Annotated in this window: 19 protein-coding genes and 1 tRNA gene; 10 read left to right on the plus strand and 10 right to left on the minus strand. The window is 35.0% G+C overall.

Annotated features, from left to right (window positions below):
- Nucleotides 1-136 precede the first annotated feature (136 nt).
- Nucleotides 137-1,291, plus strand: coding sequence for a hypothetical protein (locus tag CIB95_RS01910; protein ID WP_094921086.1), 1,155 nt, complete (start codon nucleotides 137-139; stop codon nucleotides 1,289-1,291).
- A 332-nt stretch (nucleotides 1,292-1,623) separates the two neighbouring features.
- Entirely contained in the window at nucleotides 1,624-2,781 is a 1,158-nt protein-coding gene (locus CIB95_RS01915) for a S8 family peptidase (RefSeq protein ID WP_094921089.1), read from the plus strand.
- Between the two features lie 86 nt (nucleotides 2,782-2,867).
- On the opposite strand, the gene CIB95_RS01920 is transcribed toward CIB95_RS01915, so the two are convergent.
- Nucleotides 2,868-3,332: a divergent PAP2 family protein gene (locus CIB95_RS01920; RefSeq protein WP_198949145.1), complete on the minus strand. Its 465-nt coding sequence runs from the start codon at nucleotides 3,330-3,332 to the stop codon at nucleotides 2,868-2,870.
- An 88-nt stretch (nucleotides 3,333-3,420) separates the two neighbouring features.
- Between CIB95_RS01920 and CIB95_RS01925 the strand changes: the two genes are divergently transcribed.
- Entirely contained in the window at nucleotides 3,421-3,723 is a 303-nt protein-coding gene (locus CIB95_RS01925) for a DUF6241 domain-containing protein (RefSeq protein ID WP_094921094.1), read from the plus strand.
- 96 nt (nucleotides 3,724-3,819) lie between these two features.
- Here the strand turns inward: CIB95_RS01925 and CIB95_RS01930 are convergent, their stop codons facing one another.
- Nucleotides 3,820-4,158 (minus strand): DnaJ family domain-containing protein, encoded by a 339-nt coding sequence (locus tag CIB95_RS01930; RefSeq protein WP_094921097.1) that lies wholly within the window; start codon nucleotides 4,156-4,158, stop codon nucleotides 3,820-3,822.
- A 291-nt stretch (nucleotides 4,159-4,449) separates the two neighbouring features.
- On the opposite strand from CIB95_RS01930, the gene CIB95_RS01935 reads away from it, so the two are divergent.
- On the plus strand, nucleotides 4,450-5,163 hold the full coding sequence (locus CIB95_RS01935; RefSeq protein WP_094921100.1) for a lysophospholipid acyltransferase family protein: 714 nt from the start codon (nucleotides 4,450-4,452) through the stop codon (nucleotides 5,161-5,163).
- 311 nt (nucleotides 5,164-5,474) lie between these two features.
- Here CIB95_RS01935 and CIB95_RS01940 read toward each other — a convergent pair whose 3' ends face one another.
- Entirely contained in the window at nucleotides 5,475-6,530 is a 1,056-nt protein-coding gene (locus tag CIB95_RS01940; RefSeq protein ID WP_142296448.1) for a tetratricopeptide repeat protein, read from the minus strand.
- Nucleotides 6,531-6,668: 138 nt separating this feature from the next.
- Between CIB95_RS01940 and CIB95_RS01945 the strand changes: the two genes are divergently transcribed.
- Both CIB95_RS01945 and CIB95_RS01950 read left to right on the plus strand, forming a co-directional pair.
- The gene (locus CIB95_RS01945; RefSeq protein WP_094921106.1) at nucleotides 6,669-7,397 is read left to right on the plus strand and encodes a M48 family metallopeptidase; all 729 of its coding nucleotides are present in this window, start codon (nucleotides 6,669-6,671) and stop codon (nucleotides 7,395-7,397) included.
- A 95-nt stretch (nucleotides 7,398-7,492) separates the two neighbouring features.
- Nucleotides 7,493-8,224: a hypothetical protein gene (locus CIB95_RS01950; protein ID WP_094921109.1), complete on the plus strand. Its 732-nt coding sequence runs from the start codon at nucleotides 7,493-7,495 to the stop codon at nucleotides 8,222-8,224.
- Nucleotides 8,225-8,340: 116 nt separating this feature from the next.
- Here CIB95_RS01950 and CIB95_RS01955 read toward each other — a convergent pair whose 3' ends face one another.
- The 6 genes from CIB95_RS01955 to CIB95_RS01980 all read right to left on the minus strand — a co-directional run bounded on the left by CIB95_RS01955 (nucleotide 8,341) and on the right by CIB95_RS01980 (nucleotide 17,227).
- Complete coding sequence (locus CIB95_RS01955; protein ID WP_094921112.1) at nucleotides 8,341-9,243, minus strand: restriction endonuclease; 903 nt, start codon at nucleotides 9,241-9,243, stop codon at nucleotides 8,341-8,343.
- A gap of 38 nt (nucleotides 9,244-9,281) precedes the next feature.
- The gene (locus tag CIB95_RS01960) at nucleotides 9,282-9,953 is read right to left on the minus strand and encodes a hypothetical protein (RefSeq protein WP_094921114.1); all 672 of its coding nucleotides are present in this window, start codon (nucleotides 9,951-9,953) and stop codon (nucleotides 9,282-9,284) included.
- Nucleotides 9,954-9,974: 21 nt separating this feature from the next.
- The gene (locus tag CIB95_RS01965; protein WP_094921117.1) at nucleotides 9,975-12,911 is read right to left on the minus strand and encodes a type I restriction endonuclease subunit R; all 2,937 of its coding nucleotides are present in this window, start codon (nucleotides 12,909-12,911) and stop codon (nucleotides 9,975-9,977) included.
- Complete coding sequence (locus CIB95_RS01970; protein ID WP_094921120.1) at nucleotides 12,908-14,236, minus strand: restriction endonuclease subunit S; 1,329 nt, start codon at nucleotides 14,234-14,236, stop codon at nucleotides 12,908-12,910. Before CIB95_RS01970 ends, CIB95_RS01965 begins: the two co-directional genes overlap by 4 nt.
- Nucleotides 14,226-15,707, minus strand: a complete 1,482-nt coding sequence (locus tag CIB95_RS01975; RefSeq protein ID WP_094921123.1) for a type I restriction-modification system subunit M — start codon at nucleotides 15,705-15,707, stop codon at nucleotides 14,226-14,228. Before CIB95_RS01975 ends, CIB95_RS01970 begins: the two co-directional genes overlap by 11 nt.
- Before the next feature lie 218 nt (nucleotides 15,708-15,925).
- The gene (locus CIB95_RS01980; RefSeq protein WP_094921126.1) at nucleotides 15,926-17,227 is read right to left on the minus strand and encodes a coiled-coil domain-containing protein; all 1,302 of its coding nucleotides are present in this window, start codon (nucleotides 17,225-17,227) and stop codon (nucleotides 15,926-15,928) included.
- Between the two features lie 151 nt (nucleotides 17,228-17,378).
- On the opposite strand from CIB95_RS01980, the gene CIB95_RS01985 reads away from it, so the two are divergent.
- The 3 genes from CIB95_RS01985 to CIB95_RS01995 all read left to right on the plus strand — a co-directional run bounded on the left by CIB95_RS01985 (nucleotide 17,379) and on the right by CIB95_RS01995 (nucleotide 19,309).
- Nucleotides 17,379-17,594 (plus strand): hypothetical protein, encoded by a 216-nt coding sequence (locus CIB95_RS01985; RefSeq protein ID WP_094921129.1) that lies wholly within the window; start codon nucleotides 17,379-17,381, stop codon nucleotides 17,592-17,594.
- A 175-nt stretch (nucleotides 17,595-17,769) separates the two neighbouring features.
- Nucleotides 17,770-18,414: a RadC family protein gene (gene radC, locus CIB95_RS01990; RefSeq protein WP_233143875.1), complete on the plus strand. Its 645-nt coding sequence runs from the start codon at nucleotides 17,770-17,772 to the stop codon at nucleotides 18,412-18,414.
- Between the two features lie 277 nt (nucleotides 18,415-18,691).
- Nucleotides 18,692-19,309: a site-specific integrase gene (locus tag CIB95_RS01995; protein ID WP_269844959.1), complete on the plus strand. Its 618-nt coding sequence runs from the start codon at nucleotides 18,692-18,694 to the stop codon at nucleotides 19,307-19,309.
- A gap of 86 nt (nucleotides 19,310-19,395) precedes the next feature.
- On the opposite strand, the gene CIB95_RS02000 is transcribed toward CIB95_RS01995, so the two are convergent.
- Nucleotides 19,396-19,468, minus strand: a tRNA-Val gene (locus CIB95_RS02000).
- A gap of 346 nt (nucleotides 19,469-19,814) precedes the next feature.
- Between CIB95_RS02000 and CIB95_RS16480 the strand changes: the two genes are divergently transcribed.
- Entirely contained in the window at nucleotides 19,815-19,937 is a 123-nt protein-coding gene (locus CIB95_RS16480) for a hypothetical protein (RefSeq protein ID WP_269844942.1), read from the plus strand.
- Nucleotides 19,938-20,072 lie beyond the last annotated feature (135 nt).

Below are 20,072 nucleotides of genomic sequence, written 5' to 3' on the forward strand. Positions count from 1 at the left end.
ATATAAAAGGGCTGTTCTTTTGTGAAATTATTTTTCGCGATAAGACAGTTCTTTTTCATTTGCAAGTACTACTTTCAGATTACTGGGTATATGATTTATAAGACAAAAGAACTATATTGGAAAGGAGTGTTAACTGATGAAACGAAATTTACCTTTTATCCTTTTAATGCTTGTTTTGTCAGCAACAATTGGAACGTTATGGGACGTATGGTCGCATGTTATGAATAAAGTGGAAACATTTTGGACCCCAAGTCATGCCGTCATTTATTTTTCAGTCGCACTAATGGGAATTTTAGTATTATCTACTGTCATCTATGAATCAATTAAAATGGGAAGCTTTTCTCCAAGAAAAATGGAAAATGTGAAAGGATATGCACTGACAGGAACTGGCTCATTAATTCAACTGATTTCTGGCGTTTTAGATGAAATTTATCATTCAATCATGGGATTTGATGTGACGATGTGGAGCCCGCCCCATATAGGAGCGGTTTTTGCAGCGGTTTTAATTACACTTGGTATCTTTGAACTTTTAGGCAATGAAAAGGTTATGTGGCGGAAATGGTTAGGTTCTATTTTAGCGTTAGCATTTACCGTAATAGTCATGCAACTTAGTGTGATAGAGTACAATGTACAAACTTCCATGATAAATCAAGGGTTTGCTATAGATCATCGCTGGGGACCATATAGTTATTTCTTAAGCATTCTTTTAACACCTTTGCTAATCTACTCCTTTATTCTTGGCTTAAAGCGCTTTAACAGACCTGTAGGAACATTAATTACTAGCATAGTATTTTTACTTAACATTACTACTTACCTTATTTGGAACAAATCACCTGTTGATTTAAGGTTTCCTTTGTTATTGATTATTTCGGGACTTTTGTTTGATGGATTATATTATTTGATGAAAAACAAAGATAAATTTTATATAGCACCGACATTTGGAGCTGTTGTTGGGCTAGTCATTGCACAGGAAATACAAAACCCCTTAGCAATAGATGGAGGAAAACTAATTCTTGCTTTCATTGGAAGTATTAGTTTAGCTGCACTCTTTCATTTTGTGGCACATAAAAAAACCTTAGATGGTGGCTATCATGAACTTACAGCAGTTTCGACACTTTTGACAGTTGCTATCATTACAATCCCTAATTACGTATTTGCACATGATGAAGTAGTTGGTAAACTAGCACCTGACTTACACCCAATTATTGTATTAGCAGAGTTTTTAATCATATTCTTCGGCGGCTATGTTATTGCAAAGTTTTTAGCCAATCTAGATTTCTCTAAAAAGTGACGTATACTTTTGAAAATAAAATATTGGGAAAGAGGCAGCCGATTTGGTTGCCTCTTTTTTAAAAGGAGCACACAACAGTAGTAAGTAAATAATTTCTTATTATATTCAAATACAGTTTATTTATACTTGGGAAAATAGTCTGACGAAAGGGTATTTTATTGGAGGTTTTTCACCCTATGTTTCCCAAGTTTATTTTCGGAATTTTAACAATATTATAATTCTAGTGACAATCAAAAAAATAAGAGAGTCTCAGACTTGCAATATAGCACATTCTTTTTCCGTACTATCTTATTATGATTGATTGTTACATAAAAAATATTGGAGGGTTTTACATGAAAAAGAGATTTAAGTTACTTAGTATCTTCTTTAGTTTCGCCCTTGTATTCTCGCTAGCATTTGGATCTGTTTCTGCAGATTTTAGTAATGCACCTGTGAAAAAAGACTATCTTGTTGGATTTAAGACACACGTTTCAACTGCGGATGTTTCAGATATTAAAAAACTTGGTGGAAAAGTTAAACATCAGTTTAAGTACATGAATGTTGTGAAAGTTTCTTTAACAGATAAAGCAGTAGAAGCACTTGCTAATAATAATAATGTTGCATACATTGAGGTAGATGCGATTGCGACTGCTTTCGGAAAGCCAGTTAAAGAACCAACAGTTTCCGGGCAAACGGTTCCGTGGGGAATTCCTCATATTAATGCTGATGATGTTCATGCTACTGGAAATACAGGAAATGGTGTGAAGGTAGCTGTTTTAGATACAGGAATTCAAGCTTCTCACGAAGATTTAAATGTCGTTGGAGGAGCAAGCTTTATTCCTGCTGAACCTGATGCATTTTCTGACTATAATGGTCATGGTACACATGTAGCAGGGACAGTTGCTGGTTTAAATAATAATCTAGGGGTTTTAGGTGTTGCTCCGTCCGTTTCTTTATATGCTGTAAAGGTATTAGATGGAAATGGAAGCGGAACTTACAGTGGAATTATTCAAGGTATTGAATGGGCAATCGATAATAACATGGATGTTATTAACATGAGTTTAGGTGGAGACAGAGGTTCAACTTCCCTTCAAATTGCATGTGACAACGCAAATAACAGTGGAATTGTTGTCGTTGCTGCTGCAGGTAACAGTGGTTCAAAAGGAAAGCGTAACACAATTGGATATCCTGCAAAGTATGCTTCAGTTATTGCAGTAGGGGCAGTTGATTCTAGCAACAATAGAGCATCATTCTCAAGCGTCGGAAATGAACTAGAAGTAATGGCACCAGGAGTATCAGTTTATAGCTCAGTTCCAGGTGGGTATGACACTTATAATGGAACTTCAATGGCTTCACCACACGTAGCAGGAGCGGCAGCATTAATTATTTCAAGTAATCCGTCATTATCAAATTCACAAGTACGTGACAGATTAAGCAATACTGCAACTCCATTAGGATCTTCATTCTACTATGGAAATGGTGTAATAAACGTTCAAGCAGCAGTGCAATAATTAAACTTTATGTAATGAAAAACGGTCCCTTCATAGGACCGTTTTTTTTCGAGAAAAATAGCTAAAGAGTATGGAAAATGGAACACTTATAATGGATAAACGTTGTACATAATGATCCCAATAGCAATGCCTAAAATAGCTCCGAAGAAAACTTCAATAGGTTTATGACCTAGTAACTCTTTTAACTTTTGCTCTTTTTCCGTTCTTTCAAGATTAGGATTGACTGTTTCTTTCAGCAATCGAAAATCCCGTAAAAGATCATTTAAAATAGCAGCATGTTGCCCTGCATGCCTTCTGACTCCTGTTGCATCATGCATAACGATTATCGCTAAAATAGCACTAATTGCAAAAAAAGTAGAGTCAAACCCTTCTAATAAACCGACCGATGTAGCCAAAGAAACAACAGTTGCTGTATGGGAACTTGGCATTCCCCCTGTACTAAAGAACAGACTAGGCTTTAATTTTCTTTCCATAATTAGATGGATAGGTATTTTCAGAAACTGAGCAATAAATACTCCAAGCAGCGCAGAAATGATAGGTAACGAAAACATAAAAATCCCCTTTCAATATCTACAGTATAATAAAAATTTAATTTTATGTTAATTAATTAAAATGTGTGTAAGCAAAAGAGAGGATGAATTGCAAAATTACATCCACTGGTTAAGCCATCAAAAAGTAAAAGCAGATATGAAGTGGGGAGAACTACAAATTACTACAGAACGTATTGAAAGATTAATTGAAGTTGTGGAAGCAAATAATTACAATTACAAGTATGAAGAAATGTACCTTGAGATTTTGAATGCATGGAAAAATAATGATTTCTCGCAAGCTGATAAAGAGCATAACTTTATTTGGGAACTGCAAGGAGGAACTTTAGGTGAAGCCACTGGTTTACTTACAGAAGAAGAGGAACAAGCATTTATAAAATTGCATTTTGAATAACAACGAGCAAATAATCTTTCTTAAGATAAAGAATTAAATATTCCCCCTTGAGACCAAAGGGGATTAATTAATTGTGTTTTTGTACAACCATCAGGTCTAAGGTTGCCAAATTTCTCTTGCTCTAGTTAATTTATGAAAGGAAATTGGCATTCTTTGCATTGGTGGCGGGCATATTTTATTATGCTCGATAATTTTAGAATTGATCAACTCAACATCAAGCTCTGTATCAGCGGATTGAACTAGTTTCGTAATTTCCTTCTGCAACTTTAGCCACGGTGGTAGGTAGCCTGCATCTTTAGCAATTTGCTGGAAGTTTTGAAAGACATCTCGTTTTAAATATTCTTTGTTAAGTGGTTTCCCTTTTCCCTCGTAGTCGTCTGACCCATCAGTATTTTTTAATATTTCACCAATTAAGTCATTATAATTATTAGCCATGAGTATCTCCCCATTCTTCATTTAACAAGTTTACAATATTTTATTTTTTATAATTAATCTCTAAGTGTACATTGTATGTATTCGTTGTGATTAAGTAGAAACCTTTGAAGCATTTAACTGTTCACAAAATATTCACAAAGAATATTGTATAACAAGACGTATTAAATAATATTGCATAACAAGACGTATTAAATAATGTTGTAACGATAAGAAAGGATATACAAACTACTTAATTCCTTATAGAATGAAGGTAAATCAATTTATTTACAACGTAAGGAAAAGAGGATAATTATGTTAAGAACGTTATACGGTTTTATGATCATGTGGGGATATTTGTTCGTCAGTATTCCAACTTTAGTTAGGTTAAAGAAGCTACCAAGTTCAATGAGTGTTGCTGAGCGAGACGAAATCGTACATAAAATGCCTAAGCATTGGGCTATGAAAGTAGTGAAGTCAACTGGTGCAAAGGTTGAGGTAAACGGGCTAGAGCACTTGCCAAAAGGACCAGTTTTATTTGTGAGTAATCATCAGGGGAATTTTGATATTCCTTTATTAATGGCACACATACCAAAACCATTGGGGTTTATTTCAAAAATAGAAGTGAAGAAGCTTCCTATTATTTCTTCTTGGATGGAACTTCTACCTTGTGTATTTATGGATCGAAAAGATCGTAGGCAAGCTGTTAAATCTATTCAAGTCGGAGCAGATCTCTTAAAAGCTGGACATTCCCTTGTCATATTTCCTGAAGGGACAAGAAGTAAAGGTGGACCAATAAGTGAATTTAAAACAGGGAGCTTTAAATTAGCGACTAAATCAAGTGTACCAATTGTTCCAATTACTATTGATGGCTCATATAAGCTTTTTGAAGAGAAAGGTAATCGATTTTATCCAGGCAACGTCACAATAACAGTCAATAAACCAATACAATCAGAGGATTATGAGCAAATATCTGTTAAAGAACTTTCAGAGCTTGTTCAAAATAAGATACAAGAAAATTTAAAATAACACCATAAAAAGGCCCCTCATTAGCAAAAAGCTTTACAATGAGGGGTTTTAATAATAGAAAAAAGCTCGAAACCCTTTTCAATCAAGGACTTCAAGCTTATTTGTTTGATGATCCGAACTGGGCTCGAACCAGCGACCTCCACCCTGTCAAGATAGATAGAGGAATTTCCTATAATAATCAATAATGCCCGTAAACCTACTTGTATCAAGGGTTACGGGCATTTGTTTTGTTTTCGTTTATCCTTTAAATTCCGTTCATTTTCGCAAGTGCGTGACCAAAATGTGACCATGAAAATTTTAATTCATCTACATTAACTTGTCTTTTTGGAATTGTTTTCATCTTCGTTACTATTCTTTGAAGCTAAGTCTAAAATGTATTCGAAGCACTTAGAAGCACCATCAATATTACCAGAAGCTCTTAACTGGTTGTACAATCTTTTAAAATCAAGTTCACTATAACCAGCAAACTGAAAATGTTCAAGACCTTCATCGTACATTTTTAAGTCCATATAAGTAGCGCCAATACCTTTGTGGGCAAAAGGATCAGTATAGTCGATATCTAATGCTTCTTTAAAATACTCTACTGCTTTAAAGAGATCACCTTGATCGCGATGTAAAGCACCCAGACCATTATAAGGATGCCCACTCCTACGGTTGTTTAGGTCAATTGCTCTTTTATAATAATACTCTCCATCAGCATACCAACATGCTTTTCTACATAATTTACCTAAACGTGTAAGTGTAACGTTGTTTCTACTATCTAAGCTAAGAGATCTCTCAAGTATGGCTTTAGATTTCTCATACGCTCCTAAGTCAATATGTAATCCACCTAAATGGTTTAGTACCTTCACATCAGTTATGTTACTAATTGATATTTCACCTTGTGTTTCTTTTACTGCTGTTAGTTTTTCAAGAATATGTGATAGGTTGAGACCGTGTTTAGTAAGTTCACTTACTAAAGTTATTGCATTTTCTATTTCTTCTTTATTTATGTAAGCAACAACAATAACTTTACATAATTTATCAGTGTTATTTGGGATACTAATTGCATTTTGTATTATTTCAGCAAGCGATTCACCCAATTTTATAAGATCTTCATCGCTTCGATTTTTTATGTCTTCTAAGTTGTCGCATATCTCTTCTACATCATCAATTTCATTTGAACTTAAAATATCAATAATTTTAAACTTTGGGCATGGTGCATCGGTAATTATGTCACCAACTCTCTTATTAATAAGAATGTTAGCGAATTCACTATCTCTACTTACACCTTCATCTTTGCTGTTAGGGTGTTTTATATTTAATGTGACAGGCTCTTCCCATTGGCCTCGTTCATAAAAACTAATAGTTACACGTTTAATCTTCACAATTTCACCCCTAACATCACTTGTTTCCAAATAATACCTTCTATATATTTGGCGAAAATCCTTTAACAATATTTTTATTAATTGACGTTTTAATTAACTGTATCTAAAATTGCTATATATAAGAGGAGCTGAAATAACTTGCCTTCATTTCAATTTGGCAACACTATAATTGAATACAATTTAATGAATGTTAGTGATACCGACACTATAAAGGTATCTATTGAATGGATAGATGGTGTCTCTGTTATTGCCCCAGAAAACACTTCAATTGATAAAATTAATAATGAATTAAAAAAGAAAGCACCATGGATAATTGATAAATTGAACGCAATTAATGAAGTACTATTTCCACCAGAACCAAAGGAATTTGTAAGTGGTGAGAAGTTTCCCTATTTAGGTCGCACTTACAGACTGAAGGTGAGTAGGGGAGAGGACGTAAAGAAAGCTACGCTTAGTTTTTATCAAGGTCGCTTTTGGGCTCAAGTACCTGCTGCAAACGAAGAAGAGAAGATGAAAGAACAGTTAAAATATTTGTTTAAACATTGGTATATACAACATGGACAAGCTAAAGTTGAGGAGAGGCTATCGTTGTATGCTGAAAAAATGGATGTAAAACCTAAGTTGGTAAAGCTTAAAGAACAGAAGATGCGATGGGGAACTTGTACAAGTGATGGAGCAATCTATCTAAATTGGAAAGTAATAATGGCTCCAATGCAAATTGTCGACTACTTATTGGTGCATGAATTAGCGCATTTAAAGTATCCGAACCACTCGAAGGATTTTTGGAGACTAGTTGCAACTATCCTACCTGATTTCGAACATAGAAAAGAATGGCTAAGGGTTAACGGCCCAACCTTTTGTTTGTAATCCTATAATAATAATTATAAATACTTTATTATCAGTAAAAATGAATTTTTACTTTCCCCCTTCATATATTTATATTATTGAAGGGGGAAAGTAATATGACCGTTTTATCAGGGGATTTATTAAAGTTTAGTAAATTAATAACAGACAATATTAGTATCGGAATAAAACAGGACAAACCTACTATGTATCTTGATTATAATGGGGAATATTTTTGTGATAATGAGCGAAAAAAATTCAAAGGACATCTTTATGAGTATGTTGAGGAAGTTATAGTTACAGAACTCGATACTGTAGTTACAGTTGGAAAAAACGAACAACACTCTTATATTGAGTGGGTAGAAAAATGCTTTCTTATCACTAGAGAAATTGGAAAATCAGACACAGACAGAGAAGAAGATTGTAGGATTTCGTTAGTATATGAAAAAGATAATGAAATTCATACTTGGTCTCCAACCTATCAAGAATTATTTGATGCATTTAAAATAATAATAGGTGATAATGGAAAACATCACATTAAAAATTTACTCAATCTTAATGACGAACTTGCAAAGTCAGTAGATTTTAAAGGTGTTAAATTGCACTTGGAAAATTTAGATGATTTTAGCGTAAAGGCCAAGGGATACGATGATTACCTTCCGATTGATGTATTGTATATTCTATTTAAGCATATACAGATATCTGAATTACGATATAGTGGGAGAAGAAGCTATGGTAGATATATGCCGTTAATTGCATTATTGGAATATATTAGTGAAGGTAAGGATTTTAAGGACATTGAAAGTAAATATAAATTTAAGAAAAAAAGTAAGTTAAATAATCCGTCTTAATAACTTCATAAATGCAACTAGTTAATATTATATGGTGAAAACATTAATCAGAGAGCTCTCAAAAGTATAGACAGGAGCTCTCTGATATTATGTATCTGCTAAAAGATGCATTTTTATTATTCGACAAAATAATCCGTATCAATCTTCTTAATTTCGATTGTATCTATTGTAGAAACGCCTAATTGATTATCAATCATTAGGTGAGCTAACTGCTTTCCATCAATAAGGACAATATTACTATCTATTTTTCTAACGAAAGCTAAAGCATCCTTTGTAAAGTGTGATGTAGTAATAAAAACACCTTTCTTGGCTCGCTGCCCTTGTAAAGCACCAGCAAATTTTTGGATCTCAGGGCTTCCAACTACATTTTCCCATCTTTTTGCTTGTAAATATATAATGTCTAATCCAAGTTGATCTTCTTTTATAATCCCGTCTATTCCGCCGTCACCACTTTTACCTACAGCTTGACCAGCATCGACAAGTGATCCGCCGTATCCCATTTTAACGAGTAGCTCGACAACTAGACGTTCAAAGAATTCTGGTGAACATGTTTTAATTGTTGAAATCAGTTCATCTGCCAAAGTATCTTTTAATTCTTGATATGTATTAGCAATAACCTCTTCAGGTGTTTCAGTCTCATTTGTTGAATTTTCATCGTTGCTAGTTTCTTTCTTATTTGGATTTATGAATTCCTTAAATTCATCAAACTGTTTGAGATACTTATTTGTAATTTTAGTGGTACTAGGGTCAGCGACTACTGCCAACCCTCTTTCAGAAATACATGCATATCCTTTTCTAGGAGCTTCGATAAGCATCGCTTTTTTAAGATATGTCTTTGCCCAATGAACTCTGTTTTTAAACACTTTGGTACCGCTCGGTAACATCTGCTTTAGTTCGTCATCTGATAATTTAAAGTGGTCTGCTAAACAGTTCATTAAGTCACTGTTGGAATACTCTTTACCATCTCTAATGTGTTCCAATAGAGGGTACATGATTGCCTGATAATCAGGAATACTCATTTTTTATCCTCCATAAAGTATATATTTTATTATAAAATTTATTGTTCAAGTGAATTTTTTAAAACTTTGAACAAAGCTAATAACTCTTCAGCATCTCGTTTAATATTTAAGTGATGTCCTTCTGTATCCACTATCCCTAATTGACTTGAGTTTTTATAATATACATCATAATATTTAAATGTATGGCTTTCCTTCTGATATTTTATAGGGAACTTGTAATATTTGTGTAAAAACTCATCTAAACCATCCCAACAATTTGTTATCTCTTTATTATGATTTGGTAAATATTTACCCATTTCCTTATCTGAAATATCATCATTAAACCTTAGAAAACCCTCATCCTCTTTTGTACGTGGAAAGTTAGGATATCTTAATGCGCGGGGGATATCTCTTCCATCTGAACTAATAATTTCATTTAATGTTTTAATTACCTTAGTAGTATAAAATGAAAATTTCTTTTTATATTGAAAACTTATTGCCTCTTCTTCCATTTTTCTTTCCTCATCTAATTTATTTGCTAATTTAACTGCCTCATTTGCTGATTCTGCAGCACTGTCAGTAGCTTCAGCTGCCTTTTTAGTTGACCTGTAAATAAAGTATGTTAATACTGCCATAACTAACATGTTTATAATGCTTATCCAATTCTCTTTATCAAAAAACATTAATCCTTCCATAATATTTCCTCCAATATTCACAAAAAACTCTCTCATTACTAATCCCCCTTTATACAATTACTTTTTATAATGCACACTAGCCAAATCCACCAACTGCTGCGTTAGCGCTTCGAGCTTTTCCTTCGGGCATTTCGCTAGTCGCAGTTGCTTCTTTATCTTCTTACGCATCTCACGCATGACATCTTCTTTTTGCGTCCATTCCACAACCGCTTCAGTTTGAATAATATCGGTTACCACTTGTGTTAGATCTTTCAGGTAATCATTTTCTTCACCTTCAAGTTCCTTCTCTAGCATTTGGAAGAATGGATACTCTTCACGAGAGAAGCCGTGCTGTAGACTAGCGTTTGACGTTTCACGCATGCCGTTAATCATGCTTGATAGTTCTTCCATGTAATCAGCAATTTCCATTTGCTTTTGCTTACGAGCTTCGATGAGCTGTTCAAGCTTCTCTCTTAGTGAAGCATAGTACACAGGGTTTGCATCAATCTTGATTTTGATTTCATGTTTAATGGCATGCTCCATTTCTGCTGCTTTTGCTTCAGGTGTTTTTGCTTCTTCTAATTGCTTTTCGAACTTGTTTGATAAAATATCAACTGGTTCATGCAAGATTTCAATGGACGATGCATGAAGGTGTTCGGCAATTAGTTGTTTTACCTTTTCGCCACAATCAGAAATGTCCAATGCTTCTTCACGGAAACGTGACTTTGCCCCTTGTCGTACTTTTCCTAAGAACTTCAAATCATCTACATAAGGTTGCGCCTTTGGACTTGGCATAATCATATCCATGCTTTGTGCAAACTTTTTAAATGCTGTGTCAAATTCATGACGTACATCTTCTGGTTCAAGGACTTGAATACAAGAATCTAGGTTATCTTTGTTAATGTAATCAAAGTAACTCATTGCTTTACGATGCCTTGTCTGCAAGCGTGGTATTTCGCTTTCTACGGGCATTAGTGCACCTTGGATGTCTTGCTTATGGAAGATGCTTAACGCCTTCTCTAAGAAGCTAGAAACGCCAAAATAGTCAACGATAAGACCATAATCCTTCTTATCATACTTACGGTTCGTACGAGCAATCGCTTGTAGTAAGTTATGTTCTTTTAATGGCTTATCTAAGTACATGACTTGTTCAATTGGCGCATCAAAACCAGTAAGTAATTTATCACAAACGATAAGGAAGGAGAGTTTATCTTCACTCATTGGTTTCTTAAATCGATCAATGATGTTTTTCTCTTCATCTTTCGTAATGTGATACTTCTTCATGTGATCTTTATCGTTATGTCCACTTGAGTAAATAACGGCAGACTCTAGGTCACTTAATTCATCTAGTTTTTCTTTGTACATGACAGCCGCTTCGCGTGAGATAGCAACGATCTGTGCCTTAAATCCATTTGGTTGAATATGAGTTTCATAGTGTTCGATAATATCTAATACAATTTGTTCAATGCGTTTCGGTGCAGCGACAATCGCTTCTTCTGTTGCATACTTTTTCTTAATACGTTCACGATCTTCTTCATCATACTCACGGAACTTACGGTCAAAGAGTTGGTCTAGTGTTTCTCCTTGTACATGAAGTTCTGTCATACGAGCTTCATAGAAAATAGGAACTGTCGCACCATCATCAACTGCTTGTTCTATCGTGTATTTATCGATATAAGAACCGAAGGTACCTGTTGTACTTTTATCTTCCTTATCAATTGGTGTACCAGTAAAACCTAAATAACAAGCATTAGGAAGCGCTGTACGCATGTTCATCGCTAAGCCTTTGTATTGAGAGCGATGACTTTCATCGACCATGACAATAATGTTTTCATCATCTGATAGTTCAGGATACTTTTCCTCTTCATCATTTGTTTGGAACTTCTGAACAAGCGTCATAATCGTAGAACCAGGTCCTTGTTGAAGTAAGTCCTTTAGCTTTGATACAGATGGTGCTTGTTGTGGGTTAGGGAAGCCGCAACGACGGAATGTATTTGTAATTTGATCATCTAAGTCTTTACGGTCAGTAACTATGACTATTGTTGGGTTTTTCAACGCTTCAATTCGTCGTAGTTTCACAGATAAGTAAACCATCGTTAATGACTTACCACTTCCTTGTGTATGCCATACGACACCACCACGATCACGAGGGTCTTTTGCGTGTAAAATACGGTTAATTGCTTTGTTTACAGCACGGTACTGCTGATAACGAGCAAGCTTCTTAATCGTTCTTCCGCCTTCTGGTTCAAAGACGATGAAGTTTTGGATTAAATCTAGTAAGTTCGTTTTTGATAGCATCCCAGCCACTAAAATGTCTTGTGGGGGAGGGTTATCTCCAATTTCAGGTACAGTTAATGGATATGGATCTTTCCATTCCCCGAAGTGTTGTACTTTTGCGCCGATCGTTCCAGCCTTTGCACGGTCTTTACTTGTGCCAATCATGAATTGGTTGTAGTGGAAGAGATGTTCAACTTCTTCTTGGTAACGGCGTAATTGCTTAACGGCATCACCGATTTGTTGGTCTGCTTGCAAGAATGGACTTTTACATTCAATCACGACAATAGGTAACCCATTGATGTAAATAATAAGGTCAGGACGTATCGTGCCTTTTGCATCAGTAATTGAGAATTGATCAACGACTAGATATTCATTGTTTAATGGGTTTTCAAAGTCGATTAGTTTAACCGTTTGGTTTTTCTTTCCCTTACCTAAGTCTTGCTGAACAGATATGTAGTTTACGAGCATGTCATAAAACTTCTCGTTTGCTTCCATGATGTTAGTTGCTTCGATATGGGTAATGGAACGGAGCACTTTGTTTAGATTGCTGTCGTTAATCCATAGGTTGAACTTCTTAATAGCAGCTTGAAGACGATCCTTTAGTACAACTTCACGTTTTGACTCACGCTCGGAATCCAAAGAAGGACCATGAATATGTTCATAGCCCATTTCTTTGAGTTGTTCAATTAATCGATCTTCCACTAATGTCTTTTCGTTCCAATCTTTTGATGAGGTCATGTGGAAACCACCTCGTTTTCATCTACTTTTACACGTACTTTACCTGTGAGAAGGACTTGCATAAGGCCTTTTTTCAGAGTATTTAACTTCTGATAAAATCTAGTTTCTTTTTCTATCTTTTCATCAAAAATTGACAGCATTGATGCAATTTTATCTTGCTCTAGTAAACTTGGAACTGGAACCATAAAAGAAGAATACTCATTCCCATTGATTCCAGGCTGTCCACTTCTAGTTGACATGACCTTAACCCAATTCCAGTAATACTTTGTATTTACAATACTTGAAATAAACATAGGGTTTACAATTTCTTTATTTAATTTAAACCTAATCAAAAATCCTGCAAAAACTAATGAGCCATCTTTATCATCATAAAGATATGATTTCCCAGTTGTGTTTCCCGTCCTAGCAAACACGATATCGCCGTACTCTAATAAATATCTTTCATAGTTTTCTTCTGCTATCCCTTTTTTATCTGAAGGAATAAGCTTTCCTCTATCATCAATATCAGTAATTCTTAAGTATCGAGGTTGGTTCGCCCTATATTCCGTAGCCTTAGCACCTATACCATACTCACCTTTTCCAAGTGAAACCTCTTCTAAAGTTTGCACTTCCCACTCCACAGGAATTTCACCAATCTCCGTTTTCTTAAAGCGAGTATGACCAATTCCTTTTGTAAGAAGCTGTTGCATTAATCCTTTCTTCACTTTCTCCGTTTGCTCTATGATTGCTTCTGTTTTTTCAATAGCATTATCAACTGAGGAGAGGATTGCTGCGATTTTTGTTTGTTCTTCTTTCCTACTAGGAATTGCAACTTTTAGTGAATTTAGGCTTTTCTTTGTAATGTGAGGTTGAGCACTACCAACTTTTGCCCTTCTTATAAATTCTTCAATAACTTTCCCCCTAAGGAGCTGCATCCAATATTTATAAATTATGTCATCTACTTTAGCACGAAGTATAAGCATTGCTGAGTTTATGCGAATATTTTCAAAGGGTACTGTTTCATCAAAAAATGATATGTTTCCAATAGTGCCTCTAGAGGTCATTACAATGTCATTTCTTTCTAGTTTTCCATTTCTTAAAGTATTTTCCTTTTCTTCACTAATAAATTTTTTAGTTTTAAAAGAAAATCCTGTTTTTGTAACGTTTTTGGTGTCTAAAAACAAGCAATATCCATTAGATAAAAAATCTTTTTCATTCGGATAATTTTTACCTCTGTCACCATCAATTGCTTTAAAGATATCTTCAATTTTAACAACTTCCCACTTCTCAGGAACATCAATTAATACATTGTTTTTAGAGGTTTGACCAATCATATCACTCACCATACCCCAACTCCTTCAAGTAGCCATTCATGAGAGCTTCGATGTCTTCACGTTCATTTTCAAGTTTACGGAGTTCAGTTAGTGCTTGTGCTACGTCAATTTGTTCTTCTTCTTCCGTTGTGTCGATATAGCGAGCGATGTTTAGGTTGTAGTCGTTTTCTTTAATTTCATCAAGTGAAACTGCACGGCAGTACTTTTCTTGTTCTTCGCCTTTGTCGTAGGCAGTAATGATTTTCTCAATGTCTCGCTCACGTAACGTGTTTTGGTTTTTACCTTCTTGATAGTCTTCAGAACCGTTTAAGAAGAAGACTTTGCCTTTTTTATGTTCTTCTTTGTTTCGGTTTAGTACTAGAATACATGCTGGAATACCAGTTCCATAGAAAAGGTTTGAAGGTAAGCCGATAACCGCTTCTACTAAATCTTCCTCAAGTAGTCCTTGTCTGATTTTCCCTTCTGCTGCGCCACGGAATAGAATACCGTGTGGCATTACAACGCCAGCTTTTCCTTCATGGTTAAGTGTTGACACCATATGTTGAATGAAAGCAAGGTCGCCTTTGTCTTTTGGTGGTAAGCCGAAACGGAAACGTCCGTATTGGTCACTTTCAGCTTCTTCACGTCCCCAGTTCTTTAGAGAGAACGGTGGATTGGCAATGACACGATCGTAAAGGATTAGTTCACCATCTTCAAGTAACTTTGGCTCACGGATTGTATCACCTTTCTCAATGCGGTGGTCACTTAGTCCGTGTAGAAGTAAGTTCATCTTACAAATTGCCCATGTGTTTAAGTTACGTTCTTGTCCATGCAGCGTTAAGTTACGAGGATTGCCGCCTTGTGACTTGATGTAATCAACAGACTGAATAAGCATACCGCCGCTTCCTACTGTTGGGTCGCATACACGCATGCCTTCTTCTGGTTTTAGTATTTTCACAAGTAGTTCTACTACTTTATTTGGAGAATAAAATTCGCCACCTTTTTTACCTGCATCATCGGCAAATTGCCCAATTAGGTACTCATAAGCACGACCAAGCATGTCAGGCTCAGAAAGGTTTGCGTTACTTAAGTGGATAGCTGAAAAGTGTTGTATTAATTGGATCAGCAGTCTATCAGGTAGCTTTTCCTTATCGTTGAAGTCAATTGTTGCTAGAACGCCTTGTAGGGAAGCATTTTCTTCTTCTAGTGCTTCAAAGGCTTTGTTTATAGTATCACCGATGTCTTGTGTTTGCGCTTGGATATTTGACCAGCGTGCACGTTCTGGAACGAAGAATTGGTGTTCATCACGATCATGCCATCCATAATCATCGCCTTCTTGTTCTTCTATACGTTTTGCTGTTTCAACAAATACATCGTTTAGTCGCTTTAAAAATAACATACCGAATATATAGTTTTTATAGTCAGAAGAATCAATGCTACCACGCAAAATGTTAGCAGATTCCCATAAATGTGATTCAAGTTGTTGTTGTGATAATTTTTCCATACTAACACTCTCCATCTAGTAGTTTCTCTTTATTTATATACATACTAGTTTAGTTTACCAAATATATGTAGGACTTGGCTATGAAATTAACATTATTTGTAATTGCTTATAGAATGAAAAATTCATATATATTTTCTGGGCCTACTAGGATGCCGTTGTGGGTGTTCTTGCGCCGTTCGTTGCCCCACCCCTTAAATCAGCAAAAAAACAGAGAAGAATTACTTCTCTGTTCGCAACTTGTTAATTTGATCTGCTAAAGATTTAATTAATTCAGGGTTACTTATTAGATCTTCTATTACTTTTTTTTGATTCTGTGATTGTTCATCTACATTAGTTAATGATACTCCTACACCGAAATACTTGTTTACAAGAGATTCTTTTACATCTTTTTGCTTTTCAGTATCTAAATCTTTTAGGTAAGGGTCTAATGATGCAAGTTCTAATTCAATTTTTCTGTTTTTTCTTTCTTCATTTCTATGGTTTCCTGCTTGTTTTGCACAGTATGTAAATAATGTTAACCCTATTCCAGTTATGATAAATCTGCTTACAAGTACAGTCCAATTAAGCTCACTTGCAGAATTGATAATAAATTTCACTCCAAAACTTAACAGGAATACTAAAGTTGCAATAGAGAATAAATTCCATGTAAATGCTTTTCTCGCCTCAGTATTGGCTATTTTTTGATATCCATGAGCTAATCCTTTCATACTCATAAGCCCAAGAATCTTCTCAGCTTCTTTATTCATTTCATTAATACTATTATATTCGTCTTGCATCTTCTTGTTTAATTTTGCTACGGCATCTTCAAAGACCGATTTTTGGTTTTGAAGTTGATCTTCAAATAATTCCTTTTGCACTAAAATTTGATTAGCTAATTTTTCTTCAAAATCATGGAAAGAATTGTTTAACTCTTCCTTAGTATTTTTAATTAATTGCTCTGTTTTTTCATTTCTTTCGCTTTGACCATTGAGGAACTTATCTTGAAAATCAGAAATTATTGTGTCAATTCTTTGCTTTTGACTATTTATTGATTCACTTAGTTCAATTAACAACTTCTTGTTTTTAATAAATGTTGATTTACTTTCTGTAACTTCCTTTTCCAAATTAGATAAGTGTTGCGCTGCAGATTGTCTAAATCTGATTACAGAATTACGTACACCTTCAATTTCGTCAGGAGTCCTAGTTACTACTAGTTGTGATATGAGTTGTAAAATAACTTCCATGGAATTTTTTATATTGTTTAAGTGTTGTTGATTTCTATTCCCCTTAAAATGGTTTATTTCTGAAAGGCAAGTAGATGTATTGTTTCCTAAATTGTTCAAAGTATTATCTGAAATGAGCCAAGGGTCTGCAATATCTAAGGTGTGTTTTAAATAATTAAAAATATCTCTAACTCTATAAAAAATTTCTAGTTGACTTTCAGGTAACTTGATAGAATCAATATCTTCTATTAATTCTAGAACATTCTCTGTATTTTTATATGCTATGTGACGAGTTAATCGTTCCTCTTGAACTAGCAATGTTATCTCTCCCTTTAAATAATATGTATATTATACATCAATAAACTAAAATTCTTCAAAAATTACAAAATATGGATTTTTATTTAACTATACGAATGTAAATTATCATGTAACTACTTTCCAATAGGATTGATAAAGGAGGTGATTATATATGAAGGAAAAGAAAACTTTACCTGATGAATTATTAACTGTTTTGCAGCAGCTAACAATGAATGGTGACATTAAAATGGCTGGTATTGCGTTGAAACTTTACCTAGTGCGCTGTTGGAAGATGGAAGGGAAGGAAGCAACGGAATTAACAAGGAGGTGGTTTAGAAAGCATTATCCTAAGCATTTAGCAATCTATTTAAAGAAGCGTTATGGTTAAGAGCTCTTTTGTAAGGAAACTTGCAGAAGGGCTTTTATTTGTTTAAGGAGGTGGTGCGATTGATTGCGACAGATGCAGTTTATCAGTTCAAAAGAAAAAAGACGGCATAATAGCCGCCACATATGTGTGTAAGTTCATTCTATCAAAATAATAAACGGTGTGAAAGGGAGTAGCGATGATGCTGCTCCTTTTTCTATGGGAGGAAATAATAATGAAGCAATATAATATGGAAACCTTAAAAACATTACTAGCAAATACTATTAATGAGAAACCAGATAGCTATACGATACAACAGATCTTCTCTTCAGTTCAATCATTCCATGATCTAATTGATGTGTCAGAAGAAGAATTGATGACGATAAAGGGAATTGGTAAAACAAAGGCAAAAGCAATTGTATCTGCATTACAGTTAGCTAAGGTGATGTATGAAAACCATGATGAAGAACGTTATGTAATCCGCTCGCCGCGTGATGTGTACGATTATGTGTATGCAGAGATGAAGTACTTAACGCAAGAACACTTTGTGTTGCTAGGATTGAATACAAAAAATCAGGTGATGTTTAAACAAACCGTTACCGTTGGTACGTTGAACGCATCACTTGTGCATCCCAGAGAAGTATTTCGCCCACTAATACGCCGCAGTTGTGCTTCGGCAATTGTACTGCACAATCATCCAAGTGGTGATCCTACCCCTTCGCGTGAAGATATTAAGGTAACGGAGCGATTAAGTGAAGTTGGAAAGATTGTAGGAATTGAGTTGTTGGATCATGTGATTGTTGGAAATGATTATGTGTCTTTGAAAGAAAAAGGGTATCTGTAAGTAAGTAGGGGAGTCGGTCACGTAATTGACTCCCTGAATTGTGATGTTATGTGTTTTGACTCATAACACCTTAAGTTCACTGTCTCTCTGAAGCATTCTGGTATTAACCACTGCTATTAATAGGTGTTTGTGGGTTTAATTGTATTTTTCTATTGGTGTAATCTATCATTTCAAAACCACCTCACAAATCATCTAAGTGTAATACCTCAAGGTTAATAAATCACATTGAAGTTGCTTTTAGTAATTTTTCCTGAAAGAAGTAAAAAACTATCGCTACATTATTGCCTTTCTGATAGCGATTTCTACAGGTATGCGACAAGGTGAAGTGCTTGGTTTGCGCTGGCAAGATATTGACTTTGATATACGAACATTGTCGGTAACACAAACACTGAGTCATGATGGAAAAACACTCAATCGCGGAGCAAAAACAAAGGCGAGTATTAGAACGATTGCATTACCAAAAGAAACTGTAGATAAGTTAAAGCATCATCGTAAACTTGTTGAGGATGAGAAGAAAAAAGCTGGTACGATATATAACGACAACGATTTAGTAGTGTGTACTGAAATAGGAACGCCATGTCATCCACGAAACATACTTAGAACGATGTACACAGTTATTAAGAAAGTGGGATTACAACGCATTCGTTTCCATGATTTAAGACATACGCATGCGACACTACTTCTGAAACAAGGAACACATCCAAAGATAGTATCAGAACGCTTAGGACATGCTGATACACGGATTACATTAGATCGCTACAGCCACTTACTTCCTAATATGCAAAGAGAAGTTGCAGATAGCTTTGGGGACATGCTGTTTGGTAGTGAATATAAGTCAAAACAAGATGTCATAAAGGAATGGGAATCGATATTATATCATGTGACCAAAGCGTGACCACGGAGCTAAAAACGGGGTATAGTAGCAGTTATATTTCACGTACCAAATGAAAAGAACCCTTGATATACAAGGGTTCTCCATGATGATCCGAACTGGGCTCGAACCAGCGACCTCCACCCTGTCAAGGTGGCGCTCTCCCAGCTGAGCTATCGGATCAAATATTATGCTAGGAATAAATTTAATATAAAATGCAATGCGCTTTCTGTCAAGAAATTTATATGAAATGAAGGATCTTTACACATGCTATCTGTAAGCAATTGTTTTAACAGTAACAGCAAAAATAATTAAAATACGTGTAGAGGTATTACTAACTATGATAAAGAAAGGGTGAATGCACATGGTTAAAGTTACTGCATCAGCACTTGCGGAAGTACAAAAAGCGCTTGATCATCATAAGAACGATATGAAAGAACAATATGTTCGTTTGCATATGGGAATTGGCTGAGGAGGCCCACAATTACAACTGGCTCTGGAGGAGTCAGCAGGAGAAAAAGACGAAGTAGTGGAAGTTGAAGGTATTAAATTCTTATATGATGAGAAACAATCTCCTTACTTTAGTAAAGCAAAAGTAGATTACACGAAAAACCTCTTTGGTTCTGGAGAGTTTAAAGTAATGCAAGTATAATCACGAACGAATGTCCACACAAGTTGTGGGCATTTTTTTATTTTTGCAGTAAAAAAATGAGTCGATATAAAATACACCTCTAACTTCACTGTGTTTCCTAATAAGTGAGATTTCGTTTTTCAAAAGCGAAATTTG

Origin of the sequence: Lottiidibacillus patelloidae (assembly GCF_002262935.1) — a bacterium.
Taxonomy (GTDB): Bacteria; Bacillota; Bacilli; order Bacillales; family SA5d-4; genus Lottiidibacillus; species Lottiidibacillus patelloidae.

Excerpts from the sequence above, each read along its gene's own strand:
- CIB95_RS01910 (WP_094921086.1), top strand. The coding sequence starts at position 137 with ATGAAACGAAATTTACCTTTTATCCTTTTAATGCTTGTTTTGTCAGCA.
- CIB95_RS01915 (WP_094921089.1), top strand. The coding sequence starts at position 1,624 with ATGAAAAAGAGATTTAAGTTACTTAGTATCTTCTTTAGTTTCGCCCTT.
- CIB95_RS01920 (WP_198949145.1), bottom strand. The coding sequence starts at position 3,332 with ATGTTTTCGTTACCTATCATTTCTGCGCTGCTTGGAGTATTTATTGCT.
- CIB95_RS01930 (WP_094921097.1), bottom strand. The coding sequence starts at position 4,158 with ATGGCTAATAATTATAATGACTTAATTGGTGAAATATTAAAAAATACT.
- CIB95_RS01935 (WP_094921100.1), top strand. The coding sequence starts at position 4,450 with ATGTTAAGAACGTTATACGGTTTTATGATCATGTGGGGATATTTGTTC.
- CIB95_RS01950 (WP_094921109.1), top strand. The coding sequence starts at position 7,493 with ATGACCGTTTTATCAGGGGATTTATTAAAGTTTAGTAAATTAATAACA.
- CIB95_RS01955 (WP_094921112.1), bottom strand. The coding sequence starts at position 9,243 with ATGAGTATTCCTGATTATCAGGCAATCATGTACCCTCTATTGGAACAC.
- CIB95_RS01960 (WP_094921114.1), bottom strand. The coding sequence starts at position 9,953 with ATGAGAGAGTTTTTTGTGAATATTGGAGGAAATATTATGGAAGGATTA.
- CIB95_RS01965 (WP_094921117.1), bottom strand. The coding sequence starts at position 12,911 with ATGACCTCATCAAAAGATTGGAACGAAAAGACATTAGTGGAAGATCGA.
- CIB95_RS01970 (WP_094921120.1), bottom strand. The coding sequence starts at position 14,236 with ATGGTGAGTGATATGATTGGTCAAACCTCTAAAAACAATGTATTAATT.
- CIB95_RS01975 (WP_094921123.1), bottom strand. The coding sequence starts at position 15,707 with ATGGAAAAATTATCACAACAACAACTTGAATCACATTTATGGGAATCT.
- CIB95_RS01985 (WP_094921129.1), top strand. The coding sequence starts at position 17,379 with ATGAAGGAAAAGAAAACTTTACCTGATGAATTATTAACTGTTTTGCAG.
- radC (WP_233143875.1), top strand. The coding sequence starts at position 17,770 with ATGATGCTGCTCCTTTTTCTATGGGAGGAAATAATAATGAAGCAATAT.